Annotated in this window: 20 protein-coding genes and 1 pseudogene; 11 read left to right on the top strand and 10 right to left on the bottom strand. The window is 57.7% G+C overall.

The annotated features are described in order from the left end of the window. The coding region (locus Q0Z93_RS05235) for an amidohydrolase family protein (RefSeq protein ID WP_298063389.1) at window positions 1–623 on the top strand (623 nt) is incomplete at its 5' end. Between the two features lie 107 nt (window positions 624–730). Here Q0Z93_RS05235 and Q0Z93_RS05230 read toward each other — a convergent pair. From Q0Z93_RS05230 to Q0Z93_RS05210, 5 genes are read right to left on the bottom strand one after another with little or no spacing between them, the layout of a single operon-like run. Next, complete coding sequence (locus Q0Z93_RS05230; RefSeq protein ID WP_298063387.1) at window positions 731–1,021, bottom strand: hypothetical protein; 291 nt, start codon at window positions 1,019–1,021, stop codon at window positions 731–733. A 60-nt stretch (window positions 1,022–1,081) separates the two neighbouring features. After that, a complete protein-coding gene (thiD, locus tag Q0Z93_RS05225; protein ID WP_298063385.1) occupies window positions 1,082–1,888 on the bottom strand; it encodes a bifunctional hydroxymethylpyrimidine kinase/phosphomethylpyrimidine kinase in 807 nt (268 codons plus the stop codon). A gap of 13 nt (window positions 1,889–1,901) precedes the next feature. Beyond that, window positions 1,902–2,879 carry a thiamine-phosphate kinase gene (thiL, locus tag Q0Z93_RS05220; RefSeq protein ID WP_298063384.1) on the bottom strand — a complete coding sequence of 326 codons (978 nt, stop codon included), beginning with the start codon at window positions 2,877–2,879 and terminating at the stop codon, window positions 1,902–1,904. After that, window positions 2,876–3,529: a thiamine phosphate synthase gene (gene thiE, locus Q0Z93_RS05215; protein ID WP_298063381.1), complete on the bottom strand. Its 654-nt coding sequence runs from the start codon at window positions 3,527–3,529 to the stop codon at window positions 2,876–2,878. Before thiE ends, thiL begins: the two co-directional genes overlap by 4 nt. Beyond that, window positions 3,517–4,473 carry a nitronate monooxygenase gene (locus tag Q0Z93_RS05210; protein ID WP_298063379.1) on the bottom strand — a complete coding sequence of 319 codons (957 nt, stop codon included), beginning with the start codon at window positions 4,471–4,473 and terminating at the stop codon, window positions 3,517–3,519. Before Q0Z93_RS05210 ends, thiE begins: the two co-directional genes overlap by 13 nt. A 119-nt stretch (window positions 4,474–4,592) precedes the next feature. Between Q0Z93_RS05210 and Q0Z93_RS05205 the strand changes: the two genes are divergently transcribed. Continuing rightward, a complete protein-coding gene (locus Q0Z93_RS05205) occupies window positions 4,593–5,618 on the top strand; it encodes a D-alanine--D-alanine ligase family protein (RefSeq protein ID WP_298063377.1) in 1,026 nt (341 codons plus the stop codon). 17 nt (window positions 5,619–5,635) lie between these two features. Continuing rightward, a complete protein-coding gene (locus Q0Z93_RS05200; RefSeq protein ID WP_298063375.1) occupies window positions 5,636–7,582 on the top strand; it encodes a 6-phosphogluconolactonase in 1,947 nt (648 codons plus the stop codon). Window positions 7,583–7,892: 310 nt separating this feature from the next. Here the strand turns inward: Q0Z93_RS05200 and Q0Z93_RS05195 are convergent, their stop codons facing one another. Then, window positions 7,893–8,798: an alkaline phosphatase gene (locus Q0Z93_RS05195; protein ID WP_298063372.1), complete on the bottom strand. Its 906-nt coding sequence runs from the start codon at window positions 8,796–8,798 to the stop codon at window positions 7,893–7,895. Between the two features lie 179 nt (window positions 8,799–8,977). On the opposite strand from Q0Z93_RS05195, the gene Q0Z93_RS05190 reads away from it, so the two are divergent. Then, window positions 8,978–9,499, top strand: coding sequence for a ferritin-like domain-containing protein (locus Q0Z93_RS05190; RefSeq protein WP_298063371.1), 522 nt, complete (start codon window positions 8,978–8,980; stop codon window positions 9,497–9,499). Between the two features lie 783 nt (window positions 9,500–10,282). Here Q0Z93_RS05190 and Q0Z93_RS05185 read toward each other — a convergent pair. Further along, a complete protein-coding gene (locus tag Q0Z93_RS05185) occupies window positions 10,283–11,467 on the bottom strand; it encodes a PatB family C-S lyase (protein WP_298063369.1) in 1,185 nt (394 codons plus the stop codon). 107 nt (window positions 11,468–11,574) lie between these two features. Here Q0Z93_RS05185 and Q0Z93_RS05180 point away from each other — a divergent pair, with 107 nt between their 5' ends. The 3 genes from Q0Z93_RS05180 to Q0Z93_RS05170 all read left to right on the top strand — a co-directional run bounded on the left by Q0Z93_RS05180 (window position 11,575) and on the right by Q0Z93_RS05170 (window position 14,314). Beyond that, a complete protein-coding gene (locus Q0Z93_RS05180; protein WP_298063368.1) occupies window positions 11,575–12,672 on the top strand; it encodes a pseudouridine synthase in 1,098 nt (365 codons plus the stop codon). Between the two features lie 305 nt (window positions 12,673–12,977). Continuing rightward, complete coding sequence (locus Q0Z93_RS05175; RefSeq protein ID WP_298063366.1) at window positions 12,978–13,940, top strand: DMT family transporter; 963 nt, start codon at window positions 12,978–12,980, stop codon at window positions 13,938–13,940. 65 nt (window positions 13,941–14,005) lie between these two features. After that, window positions 14,006–14,314, top strand: a complete 309-nt coding sequence (locus Q0Z93_RS05170; RefSeq protein ID WP_298063365.1) for a hypothetical protein — start codon at window positions 14,006–14,008, stop codon at window positions 14,312–14,314. A 71-nt stretch (window positions 14,315–14,385) separates the two neighbouring features. Here the strand turns inward: Q0Z93_RS05170 and Q0Z93_RS05165 are convergent, their stop codons facing one another. Beyond that, window positions 14,386–14,916: a DNA-deoxyinosine glycosylase gene (locus tag Q0Z93_RS05165; protein WP_298063363.1), complete on the bottom strand. Its 531-nt coding sequence runs from the start codon at window positions 14,914–14,916 to the stop codon at window positions 14,386–14,388. 13 nt (window positions 14,917–14,929) lie between these two features. Here Q0Z93_RS05165 and Q0Z93_RS05160 point away from each other — a divergent pair, with 13 nt between their 5' ends. Further along, entirely contained in the window at window positions 14,930–17,155 is a 2,226-nt protein-coding gene (locus Q0Z93_RS05160; protein WP_298063360.1) for a heavy metal translocating P-type ATPase, read from the top strand. A 20-nt stretch (window positions 17,156–17,175) separates the two neighbouring features. Beyond that, entirely contained in the window at window positions 17,176–17,388 is a 213-nt protein-coding gene (locus Q0Z93_RS05155) for a cation transporter (RefSeq protein ID WP_298063357.1), read from the top strand. Between the two features lie 48 nt (window positions 17,389–17,436). On the opposite strand, the gene Q0Z93_RS10130 is transcribed toward Q0Z93_RS05155, so the two are convergent. Continuing rightward, window positions 17,437–17,658 (bottom strand): hypothetical protein, encoded by a 222-nt coding sequence (locus Q0Z93_RS10130; RefSeq protein WP_363291506.1) that lies wholly within the window; start codon window positions 17,656–17,658, stop codon window positions 17,437–17,439. A gap of 38 nt (window positions 17,659–17,696) precedes the next feature. Then, window positions 17,697–18,563: pseudogene (locus tag Q0Z93_RS05150) on the bottom strand (glycosyltransferase family 1 protein); the annotation flags it as partial. 221 nt (window positions 18,564–18,784) lie between these two features. Between Q0Z93_RS05150 and Q0Z93_RS05145 the strand changes: the two are divergent. Both Q0Z93_RS05145 and Q0Z93_RS05140 read left to right on the top strand, forming a co-directional pair. Beyond that, on the top strand, window positions 18,785–19,381 hold the full coding sequence (locus Q0Z93_RS05145) for a manganese efflux pump MntP family protein (RefSeq protein WP_298063353.1): 597 nt from the start codon (window positions 18,785–18,787) through the stop codon (window positions 19,379–19,381). 23 nt (window positions 19,382–19,404) lie between these two features. Next, window positions 19,405–20,442 (top strand): endonuclease/exonuclease/phosphatase family protein, encoded by a 1,038-nt coding sequence (locus tag Q0Z93_RS05140; protein WP_298063351.1) that lies wholly within the window; start codon window positions 19,405–19,407, stop codon window positions 20,440–20,442. The last annotated feature ends 160 nt before the right edge of the window (window positions 20,443–20,602 follow it).

Below are 20,602 nucleotides of genomic sequence, written 5' to 3'. Positions count from 1 at the left end.
TCGGGCGGTATGCTTCCATGCGGGGCGTGGTGGTCTCGCTGGCCCATACGACGGCGGACTATCCGGTGGTGAAGCAGGCGCGGGAGGCGGGTTTCAGTCATGCGACCCATTTTTATAATGCGATGACGGCGGTGCACAAGGAGGGGATTTACAAGCGGGCGGGGACGGTCGAGGGGGTTTACTTGGTGCCGGAGATGACGGTCGAAGTGATTGCGGACGGGATCCACGTGCCGCCGGCTATCTTGCAGCTCGTGTATCGGATCAAGGGGCCGGAACGGGTGGCGTTGGTGACGGATGCGATGTCGGCGGCGGCTTGCGGCGGCGGTACGGGGGATGTCCTGGATTCCCGGCTGATTATCGAAGACGGGGTGTGCAAGTTGGCCGACCGGTCGGCGATTGCGGGGAGTATCGCGACGGGGATTCGGCTGCTCCGGACGATGGTGCGGGAGGCGGAGGTGCCGCTCGCGGATGCGGTGCGGATGGCTTCCGGGACGCCGGCGCGGATCATGGGGATCGACGATCGGAAGGGGATGATCCGGCGGGGGATGGATGCCGACCTGATTGTTTTCGACGACGATATCGAAATCCGGCAAACGATCGTGGGAGGACGTCTTTTGGTATAAGACGGCGTGTGCGGCACCGGGGCCGGGGCTTGGGAAACTGGGAATGCACCGAAGGTTAACCGGCTGGCGTAAGGTTGTCTTTCCGGTTTCCGGTCGCGAGTACGGTGTTAGAGTTCGTCGATCAGGTAAATCTCTTCGCCGGAGCGGCGCATCAGGAAGTTTTCGCGGGCGAAACGCTCCAAAAACGCACTGTCTTTCAACCCTGCGATCACGGTGCTGTCTTCCCGGAGCTTATGAAGATAAAAAGCTTTTTCGCTTTCCAATTCCCGGATTTTCCGGTCCAGTGCCTGGGAATCGAGGTAATTGTTCCGGTCGAAAAAAAGCACCCACGCGACAAAAGCCAATGTCGCGAGGATAATAAGGTTCCGGTTGGAAAAGAGTCGGTCGATTTTCATCATAACCTGCCCTGCAAAGATAAGCTATTTGCCGGGGTATCTGTCATGCCTGCATGATTTCCCTTATCGGTTTTGGCGGTAGCGGAAAAAATGATCTACCGGGCCGTGTCCTTCGCCAATGTGCAGGTCTTGCCCCGCCTCGATCGCCCGATGGATAAAGTCCGTGGCATGCCCCACCGCACGGGCAAGCGGATGGCCTTGCGCCAGATGGCAGGCGATGGCCGAAGAAAGCGTGCAGCCTGTTCCGTGGGTGTTTTTCGTGTCGATCCTTCGGTGCGTATAAATGTGCGGCGACTGTTCCCGGACGGTGAACAGCGTGTCAGTCAGCTCGTCACTCGACAGGTGTCCCCCTTTGAGCAGCAAGGCTCTGGCCCCCTGCTGTCGAAACGCCTCCCACACCGGCCCATAATCCGCCTCCGAAACGATGTGGAGACCGGTAAGCCGCTCCGCTTCCGGAATGTTGGGCGTGACGACCGTGGCCAACGGCATCAGCCAGGTGATGATCGCCTCGGCTGCGCTTCCGCCGGTCAGCACGTCGCCCGAAGTCGCGACCAGCACCGGATCGAGCACAATAAAAGGAGGTTCGTACTCTTTCATCAGCGAAGCGACCAGCTCCACGATCTCCGCCGTGGCCAGCATGCCGATCTTGATCGCATCCGCACCGATGTCGTCCAGCACCGCCCGAATCTGTTTCTCGATCATATCCGTCGAAAGCGGCTCCACCGCCGTAACGCCGAGCGTGTTCTGTGCCGTCACAGCCGTGACGGCGCTCGACGCATAGCAGCCTAAGGCCGAAATGGTCTTGATGTCCGCCTGGATGCCTGCGCCTCCGCCGCTGTCCGAGCCTGCTATAGTCAGAATCCTTTTCATCTTTTTTTCGGAATCAGAAGTGTTTAAAGCCTGTAAAATGACTGGCAGTGTCCCGATAACTGATTTCCGGGTCTCCCGTCCGGCACTCTCCGATTACATATAACGGATGGCCGAAACGTTCCGCGAACCGTTTTTGCAGGTCGTTTATATGGGCCGGATCGACCGTTAGCAGCAGCACATAGTCTTCTCCTCCCGCCAAGGCCATTTCCAGAACGTCCCATCCTTTCCGGGCCGCCGTTTTCCGCAATAGAGGCGAAACGGGAATGTCGTTCGCCCGCACCGTCGCCGCCAACGAAGAAGCCCGCAGGATATGGAGCAAATCCGAGGCCACGCCGTCCGACACATCCATCATGGCACGGACGCTTTCCTGCGCTCCCAGCCATTCCCCTTCCGCCAAGTGGGGCCGCGGACAGTGGTGTCGCCGGATCAGCTCTTCGGTATCGGCATCGGGCGGCAGATGCTGCAAAATGGCCTGCAAGCCAGCCGCCGAATCCCCCAGCGGTCCCGTCACGGCAATCAGATCTCCGGCCCGTGCCGCATTTCGCCGCTTGATGCGCCAGTTCTCTGCCAGGCCCAAGACCGTGATGTTAATGACAATCCCTTCCGGAGACGAGGTAGTATCCCCTCCCAACAGCGGCACCCCGAATGAACGATACCCCTCGAAAAAAGCGTCGCACCACTCTACTCCGACCGTGCCGGCCGGCAGCCCGAGGCTCAGGAAGGTAGCGACCGGTTTGGCCCCCATCGCCGCCACGTCGCTCAAATTGACCGCCAATGATTTGTACCCCAAGTCATAAGGCGTGATCCGTTCACGCAGGAAGTGAACATTCTCGACCAGCAGGTCGGTGGTGACCGCCAGCGACCGGTCGTTTCCCCACGGGATCACCGCACAGTCGTCGCCGATCCCCTCCCACCCCTGCGGAATCAGGCTCTTAAAGCGCTCTGCGATCCGCCCGATCAGCCCGAATTCCCCTATCTCGTTGATTTTCATCGTTTCGCTTCTTTTACGGCGGACAGCAGTTCCGCAGTCGCCCCGGCCGGGGAAGCCGCCGAGCAAATGGCGCTCACCACCGCCGCCCCATCCGCTCCGGCGCGGATCACATCCCGAATATTGGAAAGGTTAATCCCTCCGATCGCCACGACCGGCATTTCCGGCCCGACCCTATGCCGTATGTTCCGAAGACCGTCCAACCCCAGTGCCGGTGCGGTATCCGTTTTGGTCGGCGTCGAAAAAACGGGACTGGCTCCGATGTAGTCTAATCCGCTGAGCGACAGGCATTCCTGCGCTTGTTCCTCGTTTTCGACCGAAAGGCCGATAATCGCCTCCGGCCCCATGATGCGCCTCGCGTCGGCATAAGCCATGTCGTGTTGTCCGATGTGCAGCCCCTCGGCGCCGACCGCGAGAGCAATATCCGCCCGATCATTGATTATCAGCGGAATCCCTGCCGCATGTGTGAGTGCGTGTATCGTTCGCCCCAGTTCGATAAATTGCCGCGTGTCGCATTCCTTCTCGCGCAGCTGCACCATCGTCGCTCCCCCCTCCACCGCCGCGCGGACGATTTCGGTCAGCGGCCGCCCGAGCGACAAAATCCGGTCGGTTACTATATACAATTCCAGCGCCTGGCGCGTCAGATTTCCCATTGCCGCACCTCCTTCACCGCTTCGCGCAATTCATTCGCGATGTTTTGCATAATGTCCGCTACCGGCTCGATTTTGCGGATCAGCGAGGCGATCTGTCCTATCTCCAGTTCTCCTTCTTGCAAATTGCCCTCGAAAATGCCTCGTTTCGAGCGTTTTGCACCTAACAGCTCCCGCAACTCTTCCGCCGAAGCCCCCCGCGCCTCCGCCTCCGCCACCTGTCGGTAAAAGTCGTTCCGGATCATCCGAACCGGACTTAACTTTTTGAGGCATAGCATGGTATCTCCTTCGCCGATCGTGGTGCAGAGATTTTTGAACGCTTCGTGAGCCGACGACTCCTGCGACAGTGCGAACCGGGTTCCCATCTGCACCCCGTCGGCGCCCAAAGCCATAGTCGCCAGCATCCCCCGCCCCGTCGCAATCCCCCCTGCGGCCAGCAAAGGCAGCTTCGTCACAGCCCGAACCTGAGGGATCAGGGTCATGGTCGTGATTTCTTCGCGCCCGTTGTGTCCCCCCGCCTCGAACCCCTCGGCGACGACAGCATCCACCCCCGCCGCTTCCGCTTTGCGGGCGAAACGGGCCGAAGCTACCACGTGCGCCACGGTAATCCCTGCCGACTTCAGCCGTTCCGTATAGAGGGCCGGATTACCGCCCGAGGTGAAAACGACCGGTACCTTTTCATTTATGAGGATTCCGATGATTTTCTCGATCTCCGGGTAAAACAGCGGCACGTTCACCCCGAACGGCCGGCCTGTCCCGGCCAGTGCCGCACGGGTTTTGGCGATATGTTCGGCCAGCGTCTCCGGGTGCATCGACCCCGCCCCGATCAGTCCCAGTCCACCTGCGGCCGACACGGCTGCGGCCAACCGCCACCCGCTGCACCAGACCATGCCGCCCGAGACGACGGGGAATTCTATGTTAAAGAGTTTTGTCACAGGCGTTTCCATCCTTGTTGCCGATTTTGGTCAAATATTGGATAAAGATATAATAAAAAATCTATAAATTTGTAGAATACAAGGTCTCTCATCGGAGGCATGTTGTCTCGGAGGGACACTGAACTTCAGATATGCCGCGAAAAAAGATTATTGCCGTCATTGCGGGAGGGGATTCTTCCGAAGATGTGATCTCGTATAAGAGCGGGGCGCAGGTCTACGGTTGTTTGGACCGGAATCTGTTTGACCCTTATTTGGTAGTGCTCCGGCACGGGAGGTGGCGGGTGAACCCGTCGGATGCCTCTCCGGAAGGGGCGGTGCTGCCGGTCGACCTGAACGATTTCAGCTTTACCGATCATACGGGGCGGCGCGTCAAGTTCGATTATGCCTTGATCCAGATACACGGGACGCCGGGCGAGAACGGAATTTTGCAGGGGTATTTCGAACTCATGGGGATACCCTACTCCACTTGTTCGGCGGAGGTTTCGGCTTTGACGTTCAACAAGTCGCTCTGCAAACTGGCTTTGCGGGGTAAACCGGGGATCCGTTTGGCGCGGGAAATCCTCCTGCACAAAGGAGAACCGATACCGGCGGCGGAGGTTATCGTCAAGGAACTCGGTTTGCCGTTCTTTATCAAGCCGAATGCCAGCGGGAGCAGCTTCGGGGTGACCAAGATCAAGGCGGATGCTTTTTCTCCGGAAACCGTTATGCGGGCTATCGAGGCGGCGTTCCGGGAGAGCGATGCGGTGATGCTGGAGCAGTTCGTGGACGGGCGCGAGGTGAGCTGCGGAATGATGGTGATCGACGGGAAAGAGTGGATACTGCCGGTGACGGAGTTGATTACGGAAAACGAATTTTTCGACTTCGAGGCGAAATATACGGCGGGGGCGTGTCGCGAGGTGACGCCGGCGGTACTGCCTCAGGAGGCCGTGCGCGCGCTTAATCAAGCGACGGCGACGGCTTACCATACGTTGGGGTGCAGGGGGGTGGTGCGGATCGATTTCATTGTCGATCGGAAAACGGGAGAGCCGTATTTTATCGAAGTCAACACCACGCCGGGGATGAGTACGGCCAGTATCGTGCCGCAGCAGTGGCGTGCGGCGGGGCTGACGATGGGCCAGGCTTTCGGGATGATTATCGACGAAACATCAAAAAAATAAACAAAATAACCGCTATTATGAGTACGAACTACAAACTCAAAACCGAAGGGGGCCTTAAGAAAGGGGCCGAACCGCTGGATATTATCACTCGGTTCGAGCGTATTCCGACCTACATCGCTGCAACGGCAGAGGACGGTGCATTCCGCGTGGCGGCGGAGATCGCCGAAGCGATCAAGGCAAAAGCTGCCGCGGGCGAGAAATGTGTGCTGGCCTTGACGGCGGGCAAATCGCCGATCGGCGTGTACCGCGAATTGGTGCGCAGACATAAAAATGAAGGGTTGAGCTTCAAAAATGTGGTGATCTTCACCCTGTTCGAGTTCTATCCGATCAATCCGACCGAACAGCAGAGCTACACCTATTCGCTGTACGAGGAACTCATCAACCAAGTGGACGTTCCGGCTGCGCAGGTGCATACTTTGGACGGAACCGTGCCGGCGGATCAGGTGAGCGGATACTGCAAGAAATACGAGGCGGCTATCCATGAAGCGGGCGGTATCGACATCCTGCTGCTCGGGATGGGCGACCAGGGGCAGGTGGCTTTGAACGAGGCGGGGACATATCAGAACACCGGGACGCGCGTGGTGGCTTTGAGCAATGCTTCGCGGAAAATGGTGGCGTCGTTGTTCTACGGGATTGAAAATGTGCCGGCGCGGGCTTTGACGGTGGGGATTGCGACCATTATGCAGGCCAAGCGCATCATGCTGATCGGCTGGGGCGAGGACAAGTCGGAGGTGGCCGCCAAGGTCATCGAAGGCACTGTGGATGCGGCGATTCCGGCTTCTTACTTGCAGAACCACAGCAATGTCGAAGTGGTGCTGGACGAGGACGCAGCGTCGCACCTGACACGCGTGGCTACGCCGTGGCTGGTGGGGACTTGCGTGTGGACGAACCGGTTCATTCGCAAGGCGGTGCTGTGGCTGTGCCGGAAAGTCAACAAGCCGATTCTCAAGGTGACTTACCAGGACTATATCGACAACAGTCTGGGGCAGTTGATCGAAGAGACGGGACAGACCTACGACAAGATCAACATTCAGGTGTTCAACGACTTGCAGCACACCATTTCGGGCTGGCCGGGAGGAAAGCCGAATGCGGACGATTCGACCCGTCCGGCGCGTTCGTTCCCGTTCCCGAAACGCGTGGTGATCTTCAGTCCGCACCCGGACGACGACGTGATTTCCATGGGGGGGACTTTCATTCGGTTGGTGGATCAGGGGCATGATGTGCACGTGGCTTATCAGACCTCGGGGAATATCGCGGTACATGACGATGTGGTGCTTCAGACTTTGGATACGGCGCGCGAATGCGGGTTCGAGGACAAGTACGAACACTTCAAACAGTTGATCCAGAGCAAGGTGAAGGGGCAGCCGGAACCGCTGGAGCTCAGGAAGTTCAAGGGCTCTATTCGTCGGGGCGAGGCACGGGCGGCCGACCGCAGCTTCGGCTTGAACGACGATACCAATGTGCATTTCCTGAACCTGCCGTTCTATGAAACCGGTTCGGTGAAGAAAGGGGCGATTTCTCAGGCGGACATCGATATTGTGATCGACCTGCTGCGGAAGATTCAGCCGCATCAGATCTATGCCGCCGGCGACCTGTCGGACCCGCACGGCACGCACCGGGTTTGCATCGAGATCGTGCTGGCTGCTGTGAACCAGATTAAACAGGAAGGGGATAAATGGCTGAACGACTGCGTGATGTGGCTCTATCGCGGGGCATGGCAGGAGTGGGATCTGGATATGGTGGACATGGCCGTGCCGCTGAGCCCGGACGAAGTGATCAAGAAACGGCATGCGATCTATCGGCATTTGTCGCAGAAGGATATTGTGCCGTTCCCGGGGGATGACAAACGGGAGTTCTGGGAACGGGCAGAGGATCGGACGCAGGCCACGGCGCAGCTGTACGATAAGCTCGGGATGGCGGAATACCAGGCGATCGAGGTTTTCGTTAAGTATCCGATTTTCTAACTTTTCCGCTCTATTGCGGTACAATCCTGCTTTTGGCCGGACAGCATGCTGTCCGGCCAAAAGTATTTATAAATCAGACTCTTTTATCTCCTTTTGGGACACCTGCTTCACCGCTGTTGAGCAATACCTTTAATATATGTTTTAAGGGACTGAGCTTGCCGGCGCATGGCCGCAATGTGGGGTACAAAGAGGGCGGCAATAGCCCATCCGGCCGATTTCACTCAAAGCCGAGTAACAAACCAAGCCGGAAATGCAAAAAAGGCCGGAGCATTTCATTGCTCCGGCCTTTTCGTATCGAGCGGGGAATGAATTACCGCAGGATAGATTTGCCGTACCACTGTTCCGGCGCTTCGATCCGCAGCATATCCGCGATCGTCGGTGCGTTGTCGTATTTCATGACGATGCGTTCGATTTTGTGGTTGGCCGGAATACCGCGCCCGACGATGATATACGGCACCTGCATCTCGTTCATGGATTTCCCGCCGTGTGCCGTCCCTTTGCCGCCGTGGTCGGAGGTGAAGATAACGGCGGTCGATTTCATGTCCATATTTTCCCGCACGCAGTCGTAAATGACCCCTACTAACGAATCGACTTTCTGACAGGATTTGAGGTATTCCGGCGACATCCAGCCTTGCGTATGGCCGGTGTGGTCGGGTTCGCTGATATACATGAACGAAAAAGTCGGCTGTTTCTCCCGGAGGAAGTCGCAGAAAATCCGCGTCGCTTCGTCGTCATCGTCCTGGGTAGACCGGACGAAATCGACGGCCGCTTTCTCGAACAGGTAGCCGATCCCGTCCCACGAATAAACGACGCCGGTCACGGCATCCGGCATCTGGCGGCGCACGGTGCCGAAAATCCCGGGAAACAGGCCGTATTCCGGGTCTACGTAAGCCGGTTCCACTTCCGGGGTCTTACTCCCCCACTCCGTGAATCCGTGCATCTCCGACCCGGCGCCCATCAGCAGGGTGGCCCAGTTGATGGCGCTCGACGACGGCAGCACGCTCCGTGCCTCCAGCGTATAAGACCCGTCTTGCATCATGCGTTCTAAATTCGGGAATTGGCCGGGGTGGGCTTTGACCACTTCGGCACTGAAGCCGTCGCTGCCGATCATCACCACATGTTTCATTTTCGGCGCTTTGGCCGCCGCTTCGCCTGCCCAGCAGGAGATTCCCGCCGCCATGACGGCCAGCGAGATCGCTCGGATTGTTTTGATCATGTCGATTGGTTTTGATATAGAGTTGGTTAGTGTGTCTTGTCGGAAAAAACGGATCGAAGTTACGCCTTATTTTCGGAAAAAACCAGAAAAATTGTTCCGCAGAATGAAAGGAACGGCACGGGTCTTGCATCGTGATTCGGCAAAATCAATCCTTTCAAACCCTTAAAAATTAGATTGTCATGGGAAAAAATGCCGTGGAAATTTCCAAACTGGACGTGAACGAACTGCTCTCGAAACTGAATGCCGCTCTGGCCGAAGAGTGGCTGGCCTACTATCAATACTGGATCGGCGCGCGGATCATGGAGGGGCCGCAGCGCACGGCGATCGAACCGGAGCTGCTGACTCACGCGAACGAAGAGCTGGGGCATGCAGAAAAACTGGCGACGCGCATCATTCAACTCGAAGGTACCCCGATTCTGGATCCGAAAGAGTGGTTCACCTTGGCCAAATGCGCTTACGAGGCGCCGACCGATCCGTATGTGGAGATGATTCTGATGCAGAATCTGAAAAGCGAACGCTGTGCGATCCAGCGTTACCAAAGTCTGGCGGATATGACGATCGGAAAGGATTATGCGACTTACCAGATGGCGGTCGAAATCCTGAACGATGAGTTGGAACACGAGGAGGATCTCGAGTCGTGGATGAAAGACCTCGCCCAGCTCAAACGGGATATGGATCTGCTGTTGAAAAAGTGCATGTAGGGGCTTGGGGAGGCCTGACGTTGCGTGCGTGCCGCCTTGTTGGAATACAAGGCGGCACGCATAGTTTTATTGCATGTGTTTGGGAGGGAACAGTTCTCTTTGTGAACAAAGAGAACTGTTCTATACTGAACACGCACAAAACTTATGGTTAATGAAGAACCCGCAGTCTGCGGAGTTGGGGGACGTTACAGTCTGGTTCGAGTGCCTGACGGCACCTGTGCGCGACGGCTGGAGTAGGAAATCGTTCCAAAGCAGCTTGCGCTTTTGAACAAGATTTCCGTCAGCGCGCGGAATGAAATAGTTTTTTTACAAAATGGGCCGGAGCCACCCCGCTGCGGAGGCCTGCAACTCGCAGAGCTCGTTATCCGGCCCCGCTGGCTCCGGCCAAGAAAGGATAGTTACAGCCCGGCTCGCGTGCCGAGCGGCACCAGGCCTCTGCCCGGGGTGGCTCCGGCCTGTCATAGAGAGATCGCAGCCGAACCGAGTTTCCTCCGGCGCGTGGGTAATGAATGATTCTGAATAGTACCGGGTCGGACGCCCGGGAGAGAACGCAACGAGCACCGCCGAGTTGCGGGCCTCCCGTTGGGCGGCGTCCGGCCCGTGCGACCGCAGGTCGCAGTTTCTTTACTATTTAACCATAAGGTCGTCCGCTCCGAAAGATTAACCCTTCGATTAAAAAATCGATTTCCGCTGAAGCACTCGCAGTCACTGGCGACACGAGTATGAAAAAGCAGATTCCTGCCCGAAAACAGGAATCCGCTCGACGACTATCATCGCAGAACCTTACAATCCGCGTTTCCGCACCGCCTCGAGCAGCTGGTTCAAAGCCCGTTGCAATACCGAGCGGGGCGTCCCGACATTCAAGCGTTGGAAGCCCGTCCCTTCGACCCCGTAGATCGAGCCGTCGCCCAACCCCAAGCCCGCCTCGTAGACAAGGAAATGGTTGAGCTCCGCCTGAGACATCCCCCAGCCCCGAAAATCGAGCCACATCAGGAACGTCGCTTCCGGCTTGTAACACCCTACCGACGGAATATTCGCCGTCATGAAATCGTACACGAAATCGATATTGCCCTGCAAATAGTCCACCACCTGCACCATCCACTCATCTCCCTGTTCGTAAGCGGTCTTCAAGGCCACCGAGCCGAAAATGTTCCCGTTCTCGATATGGATTTTGTCCACTTCGGCCTGATAAGCCGCCCGGCGTTCTGCATTCGGCACAATGGCCACCGCCGTCGAAAACCCCGCCACGTTGAAACTCTTGCTCGGCGCGATAAGCGTTACAGTCCGATTCGCCAAGTCGTCGCTCAGCGAGGCGATATGAAGGTGTTCGTGCGGCCGGAAAATGAAGTCGCAGTGTATCTCGTCCGAAATGATCGTCACGTCGTGTTTGCGGCACAACTCGCCCATTCGCAAGAGTTCTTCGCGTGTGAAAACCCGTCCCGTCGGATTGTGCGGGTTGCAGAGGATGAACGCCTTGGCCTGCGCTAATTTCTTGTCCAAGTCTTCAAAATCGATGCGGTATTCGCCGGTCTGCGGATCCTGTACTAACGGATTGTTCAGCACCGTGCGGCGGTTGGCCCGGATCGTGTTGCCGAACGGATGGTAGACCGGCGGCTGGATCACCACCCCGTCGCCCTCTTTCGTGCAGCTCAGCATCCCGAAAGTCACACCGGCCACAACCCCCGGCGAGAAAGCGATCCACGAAGTCTCGATGTCCCATCCGCTGTGCCGCATCACCCAGCCGCGGATCGCGTCGAAATAGCACTGCGGGCGGAAAGTGTACCCGAAAATCGGGTGTTTCATCCGCCGTTCCATTGCCTCGACAACGAAATCGGGCGTCGCGAAATCCATATCCGCTAACCACAGCGGTATCACTTGGTCGGTGCCGAAGACCGGCAGCAGGTCTTCGTATTTCTCGCAATCGGTGCCGATCCGGTCAATGTAGGTGTCGAAATCGTATCTTTTCATAGCGGTGTTTTGTCAAAAATTACGCAAATTTAGAAAATAAGGGATACCTTTGCAACGTTTAAATCAAATGTGCCTGAATTTTAACACTCGGGCCGCTATGCAACGAAATGGATAATCAGAACTCCAACAAAAAGCGTCCGTTTGGTCGGGATGACCGCAGTGGCCGCTCATTTTTCCGGATCCGCCGCGAAGGCGCTGTCCGCAGTGACGATAACCGGTTTTCCAGCGACCGGTCGGACGGAAATCGTGAAAACCGCGCAGTCCGTGAATATAAACCGCGTTTTGAAAAAAGGGAGGGCAGCGGGGAGGAGCGCGGGTATAAGCCCCGTTTCGAGAAATCGGGCAAACCTCGTTTCGACAGACGGGACGATCGCGGCTACAAACCTCGTTTCGATCCCGAAAAAGGGAAGAAAGGCGATCGGCCGGAGTATCCGAAGTCGCGGGAACGGAAACCGCGCCGGTACGAAGAGGCGGCTCCGGCGATGCCGGACGAGATGCGGTTGAACCGTTTCATCGCCATGTCGGGCGTTTGCTCGCGGCGCGAGGCGGATCAGCTGATCGAAGCGGGCGAGGTGACGGTGAACGGTGTCATGGTCGATCAGCTCGGCTCGAAGATACACCCGGCTACGGATGAAGTGCGCCTGAACGGCGAATTGCTCAAGGGGGAAAAGAAAGTATATATTCTGCTGAACAAGCCGAAAGGATATGTGACGACGGTGGAGGATCCGCATGCGGACCGGACGGTGATCGACCTACTCAAGGGCGAGTGCAGGGAGCGGGTCTACCCGGTGGGGCGGTTGGACAAGAATACGACGGGGGTGCTGTTGCTGACCAACGACGGAAATCTGACCAAAGAGCTGACCCATCCGAGCTTTGCGAAGAAGAAGATTTATCATGTATTTCTGAACAAGGCGTGTACGGAGCCGGATTTGGAAAAGTTAGTCAATGGTATCGAGCTGGAGGATGGGCCGATCCATGCCGACGAGGTCAGTTTCGTGGACGACAAAGGATTGGAAGTGGGGGTCGAGCTGCATTCGGGACGCAACCGGATCGTGCGGCGGATGTTTGAAGCATTGGGGTACGAAGTGGTCAAGTTAGACCGGGTCTATTTCGCGGGGCTGACGAAGATGGGACTGCGGCGGGGCTTCTGGCGCTACCTGACGCCGCGCGAGGTGGGGATTCTGAAGTCGGGTGCGTACGACTAACGGAGGATTTTATTTGCAGGAACGGGGTCGCCGATTATTTCGAGCAGACCCCGTTTGTTTTTGCCGATTCTTCCCCAGTCGCGATGAACTGTACCGTATCGTATTTCATTCCCATTTTTAGCGGGCCGGGGCTGTCCCAATGGACGGCCTCTGCTCTGAAAAGATCGGCGAGCGGCACCCCCGGCGCAGAGCCGAACTGAAAAATTAGGTACAAAAAATGCAGGAACGCTGCGGGAAGGCATATCGCGCGAGACCGAATATCATAACCGAACAACGTTTAATTTTGCGGTTGGGAAAGAAAAAAGATGAATAACAAGACTAAAGGTTATCTGTACGGGGCCGTATCGGCGGCCACCTACGGCATGAATCCGCTGTTCGCCTTGCCGCTTTACGCGGACGGAATGGATGCCGACTCGGTGTTGTTCTTCCGGTATTTGCTGGCTCTGGCGATCCTGGGCGGCATGATTAAGTGGCGGGGACGCGATTTCAAAATACACAAACGGGAGATCTTTCCGTTGGCGACACTCGGGATCCTGATGGCCTGCTCGTCGCTTACGCTCTTCCTGAGTTATACGTATATGGCGGCGGGTATCGCCTCGACGATGCTTTTCGTCTATCCGATCATGGTGGCGTTGATCATGGCGGTCTGTTTCCGGGAAAAGGTGACGATGGTGACGGTGGCCTGCATCGCATTCGCTTTGCTCGGGATCGGACTGCTTTATCAGGGGGACGGAGACGGCACGCTGAATGCGGCCGGGGTGTCGTTGGTGATGGTTTCGGCGCTGGCCTATGCGATTTATATGGTGTGGGTGAATCGGCCCTCTTTACGGGAGATTCCGACGGTCAAGCTGACGTTTTACGTCCTGCTGTTCGGGCTTTCCGTTTTTCTTGTGCGGATCGGTTTCGGCCAGTCGCTGTCGTTTCCGGGACACGGATACTATTGGGGCAATCTGGTCGCTTTGGCCGTGCTGCCCACCGCCGTGTCGTTCGTATCGACGACGAAAGCCATCCAGTACATCGGTTCCACGCCGACGGCTATTCTGGGGGCGCTGGAGCCGCTGACGGCGGTTTTTTTCGGGGTGACGATATTCGGCGAACCGTTTACGATACGTATTTTCGGCGGGATTCTGTTGATTCTCTTAGCCGTCACGCTGATCATATCGGGCGGCCGGATCGGGAGTTATCTCGTGCGGTTCCGGAAACTTTTCCCGAAGCTGCCGCGAGTCGGACATCGGCATTCGGACGGAACGCCCCGGACTGAAAAGTGACGGATTGGGTCGGAGATTGGGAAGAGAACGGAATTTTGCTTAAATTTAACAAAAATCGTTTTGTCATGAGTTTCGCGGGTACGGTTTTCGATATGATTCAGCGCAGCGAAGCGAACCGGGCGGCTGTCCGGTCGAGGCGCGAGAAGGCTGCGTATATGCGGAAAATGTATATCGGCGATGCCCGGCGTCGCGGAATGTTGGCGGAGAAACCGGTTGCGCCGGAGGAGTTGGCGAAGATCAAGGAAGAAATCCGGCAGTCGATCCGGCGGGAGCGGCGACGGACGCTTTGGCTGACATGGACGATAGGGACTGCGGCGGCGGGGATCACGGTCGGCGGGCTGGTTTTTCTATTGGGACGGGTCGGTATCTTTTAGCGTTGTCGCAGTTTTCGCAGGTTTCGGATCGTCCGTTTGGTACGGCTGTTTATTTCCACCGGTCAACCGACTTACAATAATTTCCGCTTCAGTTCCGCCCACGCGGCGAGTTTCCGCTCGTAAGACCAAGAAGCGTTCGCCGGACTGGTGGACGGCAAAACGAGCACCTCCTTACCCTCTCCCATTCCCTTCAGACCGATATGCCGTTTGAAAAGCCGAAAAGCCGGGCCGCCGTTGAAAGCGACCGTTCGGATCGACGGATGGGCGGCCAGCAGACCCGGAATATCATTCGGAATTTCTTCGCAGATATTGCTGTCGAGGCTTCCCTCCCGCCGGCAGCTGCGGCAAACGTCCCAAAGGGCGATCCGGTGGCTGCGCAGCATCTCCAACCGCTCATCGTAACGTTCCGGAACGGCCGGCGTGCCGGTCAGCGCCGCCATGATCCGCCAGAACGCATTGTGGGGGAATCCGTAATACTGCTGCTTTTCGAGCGACGCGACACCCGGCATGGTGCCGAGAATCAATACCCGGCTCTCCGCAGTGATTACGGGGGCGAAGCTATGAAGAATTTCCGTATTTTTGTCCGAAAGCAATGTGGGCATATCGCACGAAGTTATGAAAAATACAGAAAAACGCACGATACCGGTATTGGAAATGAGCTGCGCCGTCTGTGCGGCCAGTGTCGAGAGCGCGGTGCGTGCTTTGGCGGGCGTTCGGGAGGCGGCGGTCAATTTTGCGGCGGAAACTCTGCAGGTCGAGTACGATCCGACCGAGATCACGCCCGAACGGATGCGCGAGGCGGTGCAGGCCATCGGCTATGACCTGATCATTGAGGAAGACAGCGCTGTCGAACGACAGGAACAGGAGCAGCGGAAACACTATTTGTCGCTTCGGCGGCGGACGGTATGGGCCTGGGCGCTCTCTGTGCCGCTGATGCTGTCGGGCATGGTCTGGATGCACGAACGGTGGTCGGGGTGGGTGCAGCTGGCGCTGACGATTCCGGTGTTGTTTGTTTTCGGCTGCAGTTTCTATCTCACCGGCTGGCGGCAGGTGCGGCACGGGCGGGCCAATATGGATACGTTGGTGGCGCTCAGTACCGCCATTGCCTTTCTTTTCAGTCTGTTCAACACTTTTTTCCCGCAGGTCTGGATCGAGCGGGGATTGGAGCCGCACGTGTATTACGAGGCGGCGGCGATGATTGTGGCTTTCGTGCTGCTGGGCAAGCTCTTGGAAGAGCGGGCCAAGGGGAGCACTTCGTCGGCGATTCGTAAATTAATGGGGTTGCAGCCGAAATCGGCGCGGCTGGTCGAGGCGGACGGTACGGAGCGGGAAGTGCCGATTGCGCAGCTCAAGCCGGGCGATCGCGTCAGCGTGCGGCCCGGTGAACGGATTCCGGTGGACGGCGTCGTCTCGGAAGGAAGTTCGTATGTGGACGAGAGCATGATCAGCGGCGAACCGCTGCCGGTGGGCAAAGCGGCGGGGGATCGGGTGCTGGCGGGGACGATCAACCAACGCGGGGCATTCGTGCTGGAGGCTCGGGAGGTGGGGGCCGGGACGGTGTTGGCGCGGATCGTGCAGATGGTGCAGGAGGCGCAGGGCAGCAAGGCGCCGGTGCAGCGCATTGTCGACCGCGTGAGCGCGGTTTTCGTGCCGACAGTCATCGGAATTTCGATTCTGACTTTCGTCGTATGGATGATTGTAGGGGGATCGTCGAGCCTGACTTATGCTCTGCTTTCGGCGGTATCGGTCTTGGTGATCGCCTGTCCGTGCGCGTTGGGGCTGGCGACGCCGACGGCCCTGATGGTGGGGATCGGCAAGGCGGCCGAATATCATATCCTGATCAAAGATGCGTTTGCGCTGGAAAACCTCTGTCGGATCGATACGGTGGTGTTGGACAAGACGGGGACGCTGACCGAGGGGAAGCCTACGGTGACGGACTGGCTGTGGCTTGCGTCGGAGGCGGAGCGGGCGGTGTTGAAGTCGGTATTGCTGGCGGCGGAGCAGCGTTCGGAGCATCCGTTGGCGATCGCCGTGGTCGCAGCGCTTTCGGATGAGGAGGTTGTTGTGGCGGCGGAGACGACCGATTTTCGGAGCCTGACGGGGAGAGGGATCGTAGCGAGTGTCGGCGGGGCCGATTATTGGGTCGGGAGCCGGGGATTGGCGGCGGAATATGTGCCGGATATGCCGGACACGGTGACTGGGCAGGCGGAGCTGTGGCAGGAGGCGGGCAAGAGCGTGATCTGGTACGGGTGCGGGTCGGAACTTTTGGCGATTGCCGCTATCGCGGATCCGGTGAAGCCGACGTCGGTCGAAGCGGTGCGGGAGTTGGAGCGGAAGGGGATCGAGGTGCACATGCTGACGGGCGATGGGTGGCGGACAGCGGCAGCGGTGGCGGCGGAGTTGGGAATCGGTCATTTCGAGGCGGAGGTGATGCCGGACGACAAGGAACGATATATTAAGGATTTGCAGTCGCAGGGGCGCCGGGTGGCGATGGCGGGGGACGGGATCAACGATTCGCAGGCGCTGGCGCAGGCGGATGTGAGTGTCGCGATGGGCAAGGGGACGGATATTGCCATGGATGTGGCGATGGTCACGCTCATGACCTCGGATCTGACGCTGCTGGCGCGGGCGGTGGTGTTGTCGCGGCAGACGGTGCGGCTGATCCGGCAGAATCTGTTTTGGGCGTTTGTCTACAACCTGATCGGCATTCCGCTGGCGGCGGGGGTGCTTTATCCGGCATACGGAATCCTGCTGAACCCGATGCTGGCCAGCGGGGCGATGGCTTTCAGCTCGGTGTCGGTGGTGATGAACAGCCTGAGGCTTAAATGGAGTAAACTGTAACTTGAAAATAGATTGGAATTATGGCTGCTAAGAAATTCAGAACGAACGCGAAATGCGGCGGTTGCTCGGCGAAGATCGGAAAAGCTTTGGAACAGAATGGCGTTCCGGTGGGCGAATGGTCGCTGGATCTGGCGACTCCGGAGAAACTGCTGACGGTCAACAGCGAAATGGCTGCGGATGCGATTATCCGGATCGTCGCCGAAGCGGGCTTCAAAGCCGAAGAGGTGAAGTGATTTTCGTATTCGGGATCGGGTTTCCGGAACCACCGTCGTCGGCTGAGCTTAGCCGAGTGCTTTTGTGTACGCCGCCCACAGGTTGGGAAACCAAGCCTCTTCCCGGAAATTCAAAGCATATTTTCTCCCTTTTTCCGCCATTGTGCGGCGCAGGCTTTCGGAACCCAGCACCCGTTCGAGCGCATTCCGCATTTCGGCGACCGAGTACGGGTCGATATAAAGGGCCGCATCGCCGCCCGTCTCCGGGAATACCCCTCCGGCACTGGTAATGACCGGCGTGCCGCAGTTGAGCGCTTGATGATCGGTATCCCGAATCCTTCAAAAACAGAGGCGTAGACGGCCACGGTCGCCAGGTGGTAAATAGCGGGAAGATCGGAAAAACGGATGTCGTTGCGGAAATAGAACAAGTGCCCTATTCCTTTGGCCTCCGCAAAGGTCTGTATCTCATTTTGATAAGGCGTCCGGCGGCCGCAGGCGACCAGCGGAATGCCAATCTTTCCTTCGGCCATGGCTTGCACCGTGATCATCAGGTTCTTGCGCCGCTCGACCGTGCCGACGCTCAGGATGAACGGGCCTTCCGGCAATCCGTACCGTTGCCTGACCGTTTCCTGCGTTTCGACAGGTATCGGATCGTAAAACATCGGGTTGCAGCCCTGGTAGACGATGTCGATCTTGTCCGGATCGATGTGCCAGAACTCCACCAGGTCGTCCCGCGTTTGCCGGCTGATGGCGATGATGCGGTCGGCCGCTTCGCAGCTGCGTTTGTACTTATGGGTGTAAAGCGTCCGGTCGGCCGGTTTGTAAAGCTCCGGATAACGGACGAAGATCAGGTCGTGCATGGTCACTACCGACCGGACACCGCTGCGGCCGATATCGGTCGGCAGTTCGTGGCTCAGGCCATGATACAGGTCGCACCCCGTCTTTTTGAGTTCGCGGCCCAGCAGCGAGGTGCGCCATACGCTTCGCAGCGGTCCGTGGATGAACGGCGAAGCCGGACAATGCACTTCGGCGTTCGGCGGCATGACGAATCCTTGCGTGTTGCCGGGTTTGGGCGAAAAGAGAGCGATTCGGGTCTCGGGTTGCAGGCGGGCCACGGTTTCCACCAGGCTGCGGCTGTAGTTGCCCAGACCGCTGCCGTTGAAAAAGAGGCGTTTGGCGTCGTAACCGATCTTCATGATTATCGTGTGTTTGATACAAATGTACGCCAATTCACCGTATTCTTATCATCGGCCCAGGCGGAATATCCGGAACTGGCTGAAGTTTGGGAAGCATCCGTTGAGGGCTTTTCGATTCGGAGGATAGACCCTACCTTATCCGGCCTTGGGGTTTGCGCGGCCGGATTTGTGGAACGCCCGAATAATTCGTAGCTTAGCAGTTCCAAAGTCTGATCCGCTGTATGGATTTTATCACCCTGCTGTTGTTTGCCGTCGGTCTCTGTTTCGATTCTTTCGCGGTATCGCTCTCGTGCGGCATGGCGTGCTGTGCCTGTTCGCGGCGGAGATTGTTCCGGTTCGCGACCGTAATGGGGGTGTGCCAGGGGCTGACTCCGTTGATCGGCTGGATGATGGCGGCCCGTCTGCGGACGGTAATCGAAGCGTATGATCACTGGATCGCGTTTTGTCTTTTGCTTTTCCTGGGGGGAAGGATGGTGCGGGAGTCGTTCGGCGGCCGGGACGAAGAACATAGCCAGGACAATCCGTTCGCTTGGGGGCGGAACGTGATGCTGGGAATCGCCACGAGCATCGATGCTTTGGTGGCGGGAATCGCTATGGCGATGCTGCCGCTGACGGTCGTCCCGTGCGGATCGCAGGGAGTCAATGTACTTGTCGCAGTGTTTATTATCGCTATAGTCACGCTTTTGTCGTCGCTGGCGGGATTGCTTCTGGGGCGCAGGAGCCGGGGCCGGCTCGGGGACTGGGCCGGGCTGTTCGGGGGGATTATTCTGATATTGATCGGTCTGAAAGTGCTGGCCGAACATCTCTCCGAGGCATGACGAACCAAACTGATGAAATGAATATGGTAAAGAAATTGTTCGTTCTGACGGTTTGCCTGCTGTGTGCGGCCTGGGAAACGGCCGATGCACGGGAAATCAAGGTGCTGCAACTCAATATCTGGCAGGAGGGGACGTCGGTGTCGGGCGGCTACGAATCCCTGATCGACGAAATCGCGTATGCCGATGCGGATTTCGTGATGCTCAGCGAAGTGCGGAATTATAACGACACCCGTTTTTGCGACCGGATCGTCGAGTCGCTCAAGGCGAAAGGAAAGACTTATTATTCTTTCAAAAGCAAGGATTCGGGGCTGCTCAGCAAATATCCCGTCTCGGATAGCGTGACGATCTTTCCGGAAAAGGACGACCACGGCAGCCTGTATAAATTGGTGGCGGTTTTGCCGGAAGGTCGGAAAGTAAGCGTATACACTGCCCATTTAGATTATACGAACTGCGCCTATTACCGGGTGCGGGGCTATGACGGGAGCACGTGGGCGGAGTTGCCGGAACCGGACACCAACCTGGAGAGTATCCTGGCGGATAATGTGGCCTCGCAGCGGGACGATGCCATCCGTCTGTTTATCGAGGATGCGGCCAGGGATGCCGCTGCCGGCCACCTGATTTTCCTGGGCGGGGACTTCAACGAGCCTTCGCATTTAGATTGGACGGAGGCGACGAAGGACAGTGCGGATCATCGCGGATTGGTGGTGCCGTGGACGGTCGCTACGCTGCTCGACGAAGCGGGATATGCGGATTCTTACCGGGTGAAGTACCCCAATCCGGTGACGCATCCGGGGTACACCTATCCGGCCGACTGTCCGGGGGCCAGGATGAGCCAGCTGTTGTGGGCGCCTAAGGCGGACGAACGGGAGCGGATCGATTTTATTTTTTATCGGCCCGACAAGCGCTTGAAGCTGAAAGATGTTACGATATTCGGGCCGAAAGGGTCGGTACGGCGCGGGCAGCGAATGGTCGAAACGTCACAGGATCCGTTCCTGCTGCCTGCGACCGGGAACTGGCCGACGGATCATAAGGGGGTGCTGGCGACTTTCCGTGTGAAGTAAATATTTTTCGGCAAAAAATGCCGGATGGTTTGCGGAAAGGGAAAAAGGTCTTATATTTGCAGTCGCATTCCGCAGGATGGAATGCAGTCCGGTGCGGTAGTTCAGCTGGTTAGAATACCTGCCTGTCACGCAGGGGGTCGCGAGTTCGAGTCTCGTCCGC

Origin of the sequence: uncultured Rikenella sp. (genome assembly GCF_947628055.1) — a bacterium.
Classification (GTDB): Bacteria; Bacteroidota; Bacteroidia; order Bacteroidales; family Rikenellaceae; genus Rikenella.
This window is presented reverse-complemented; position numbering and strand designations above follow the sequence as displayed.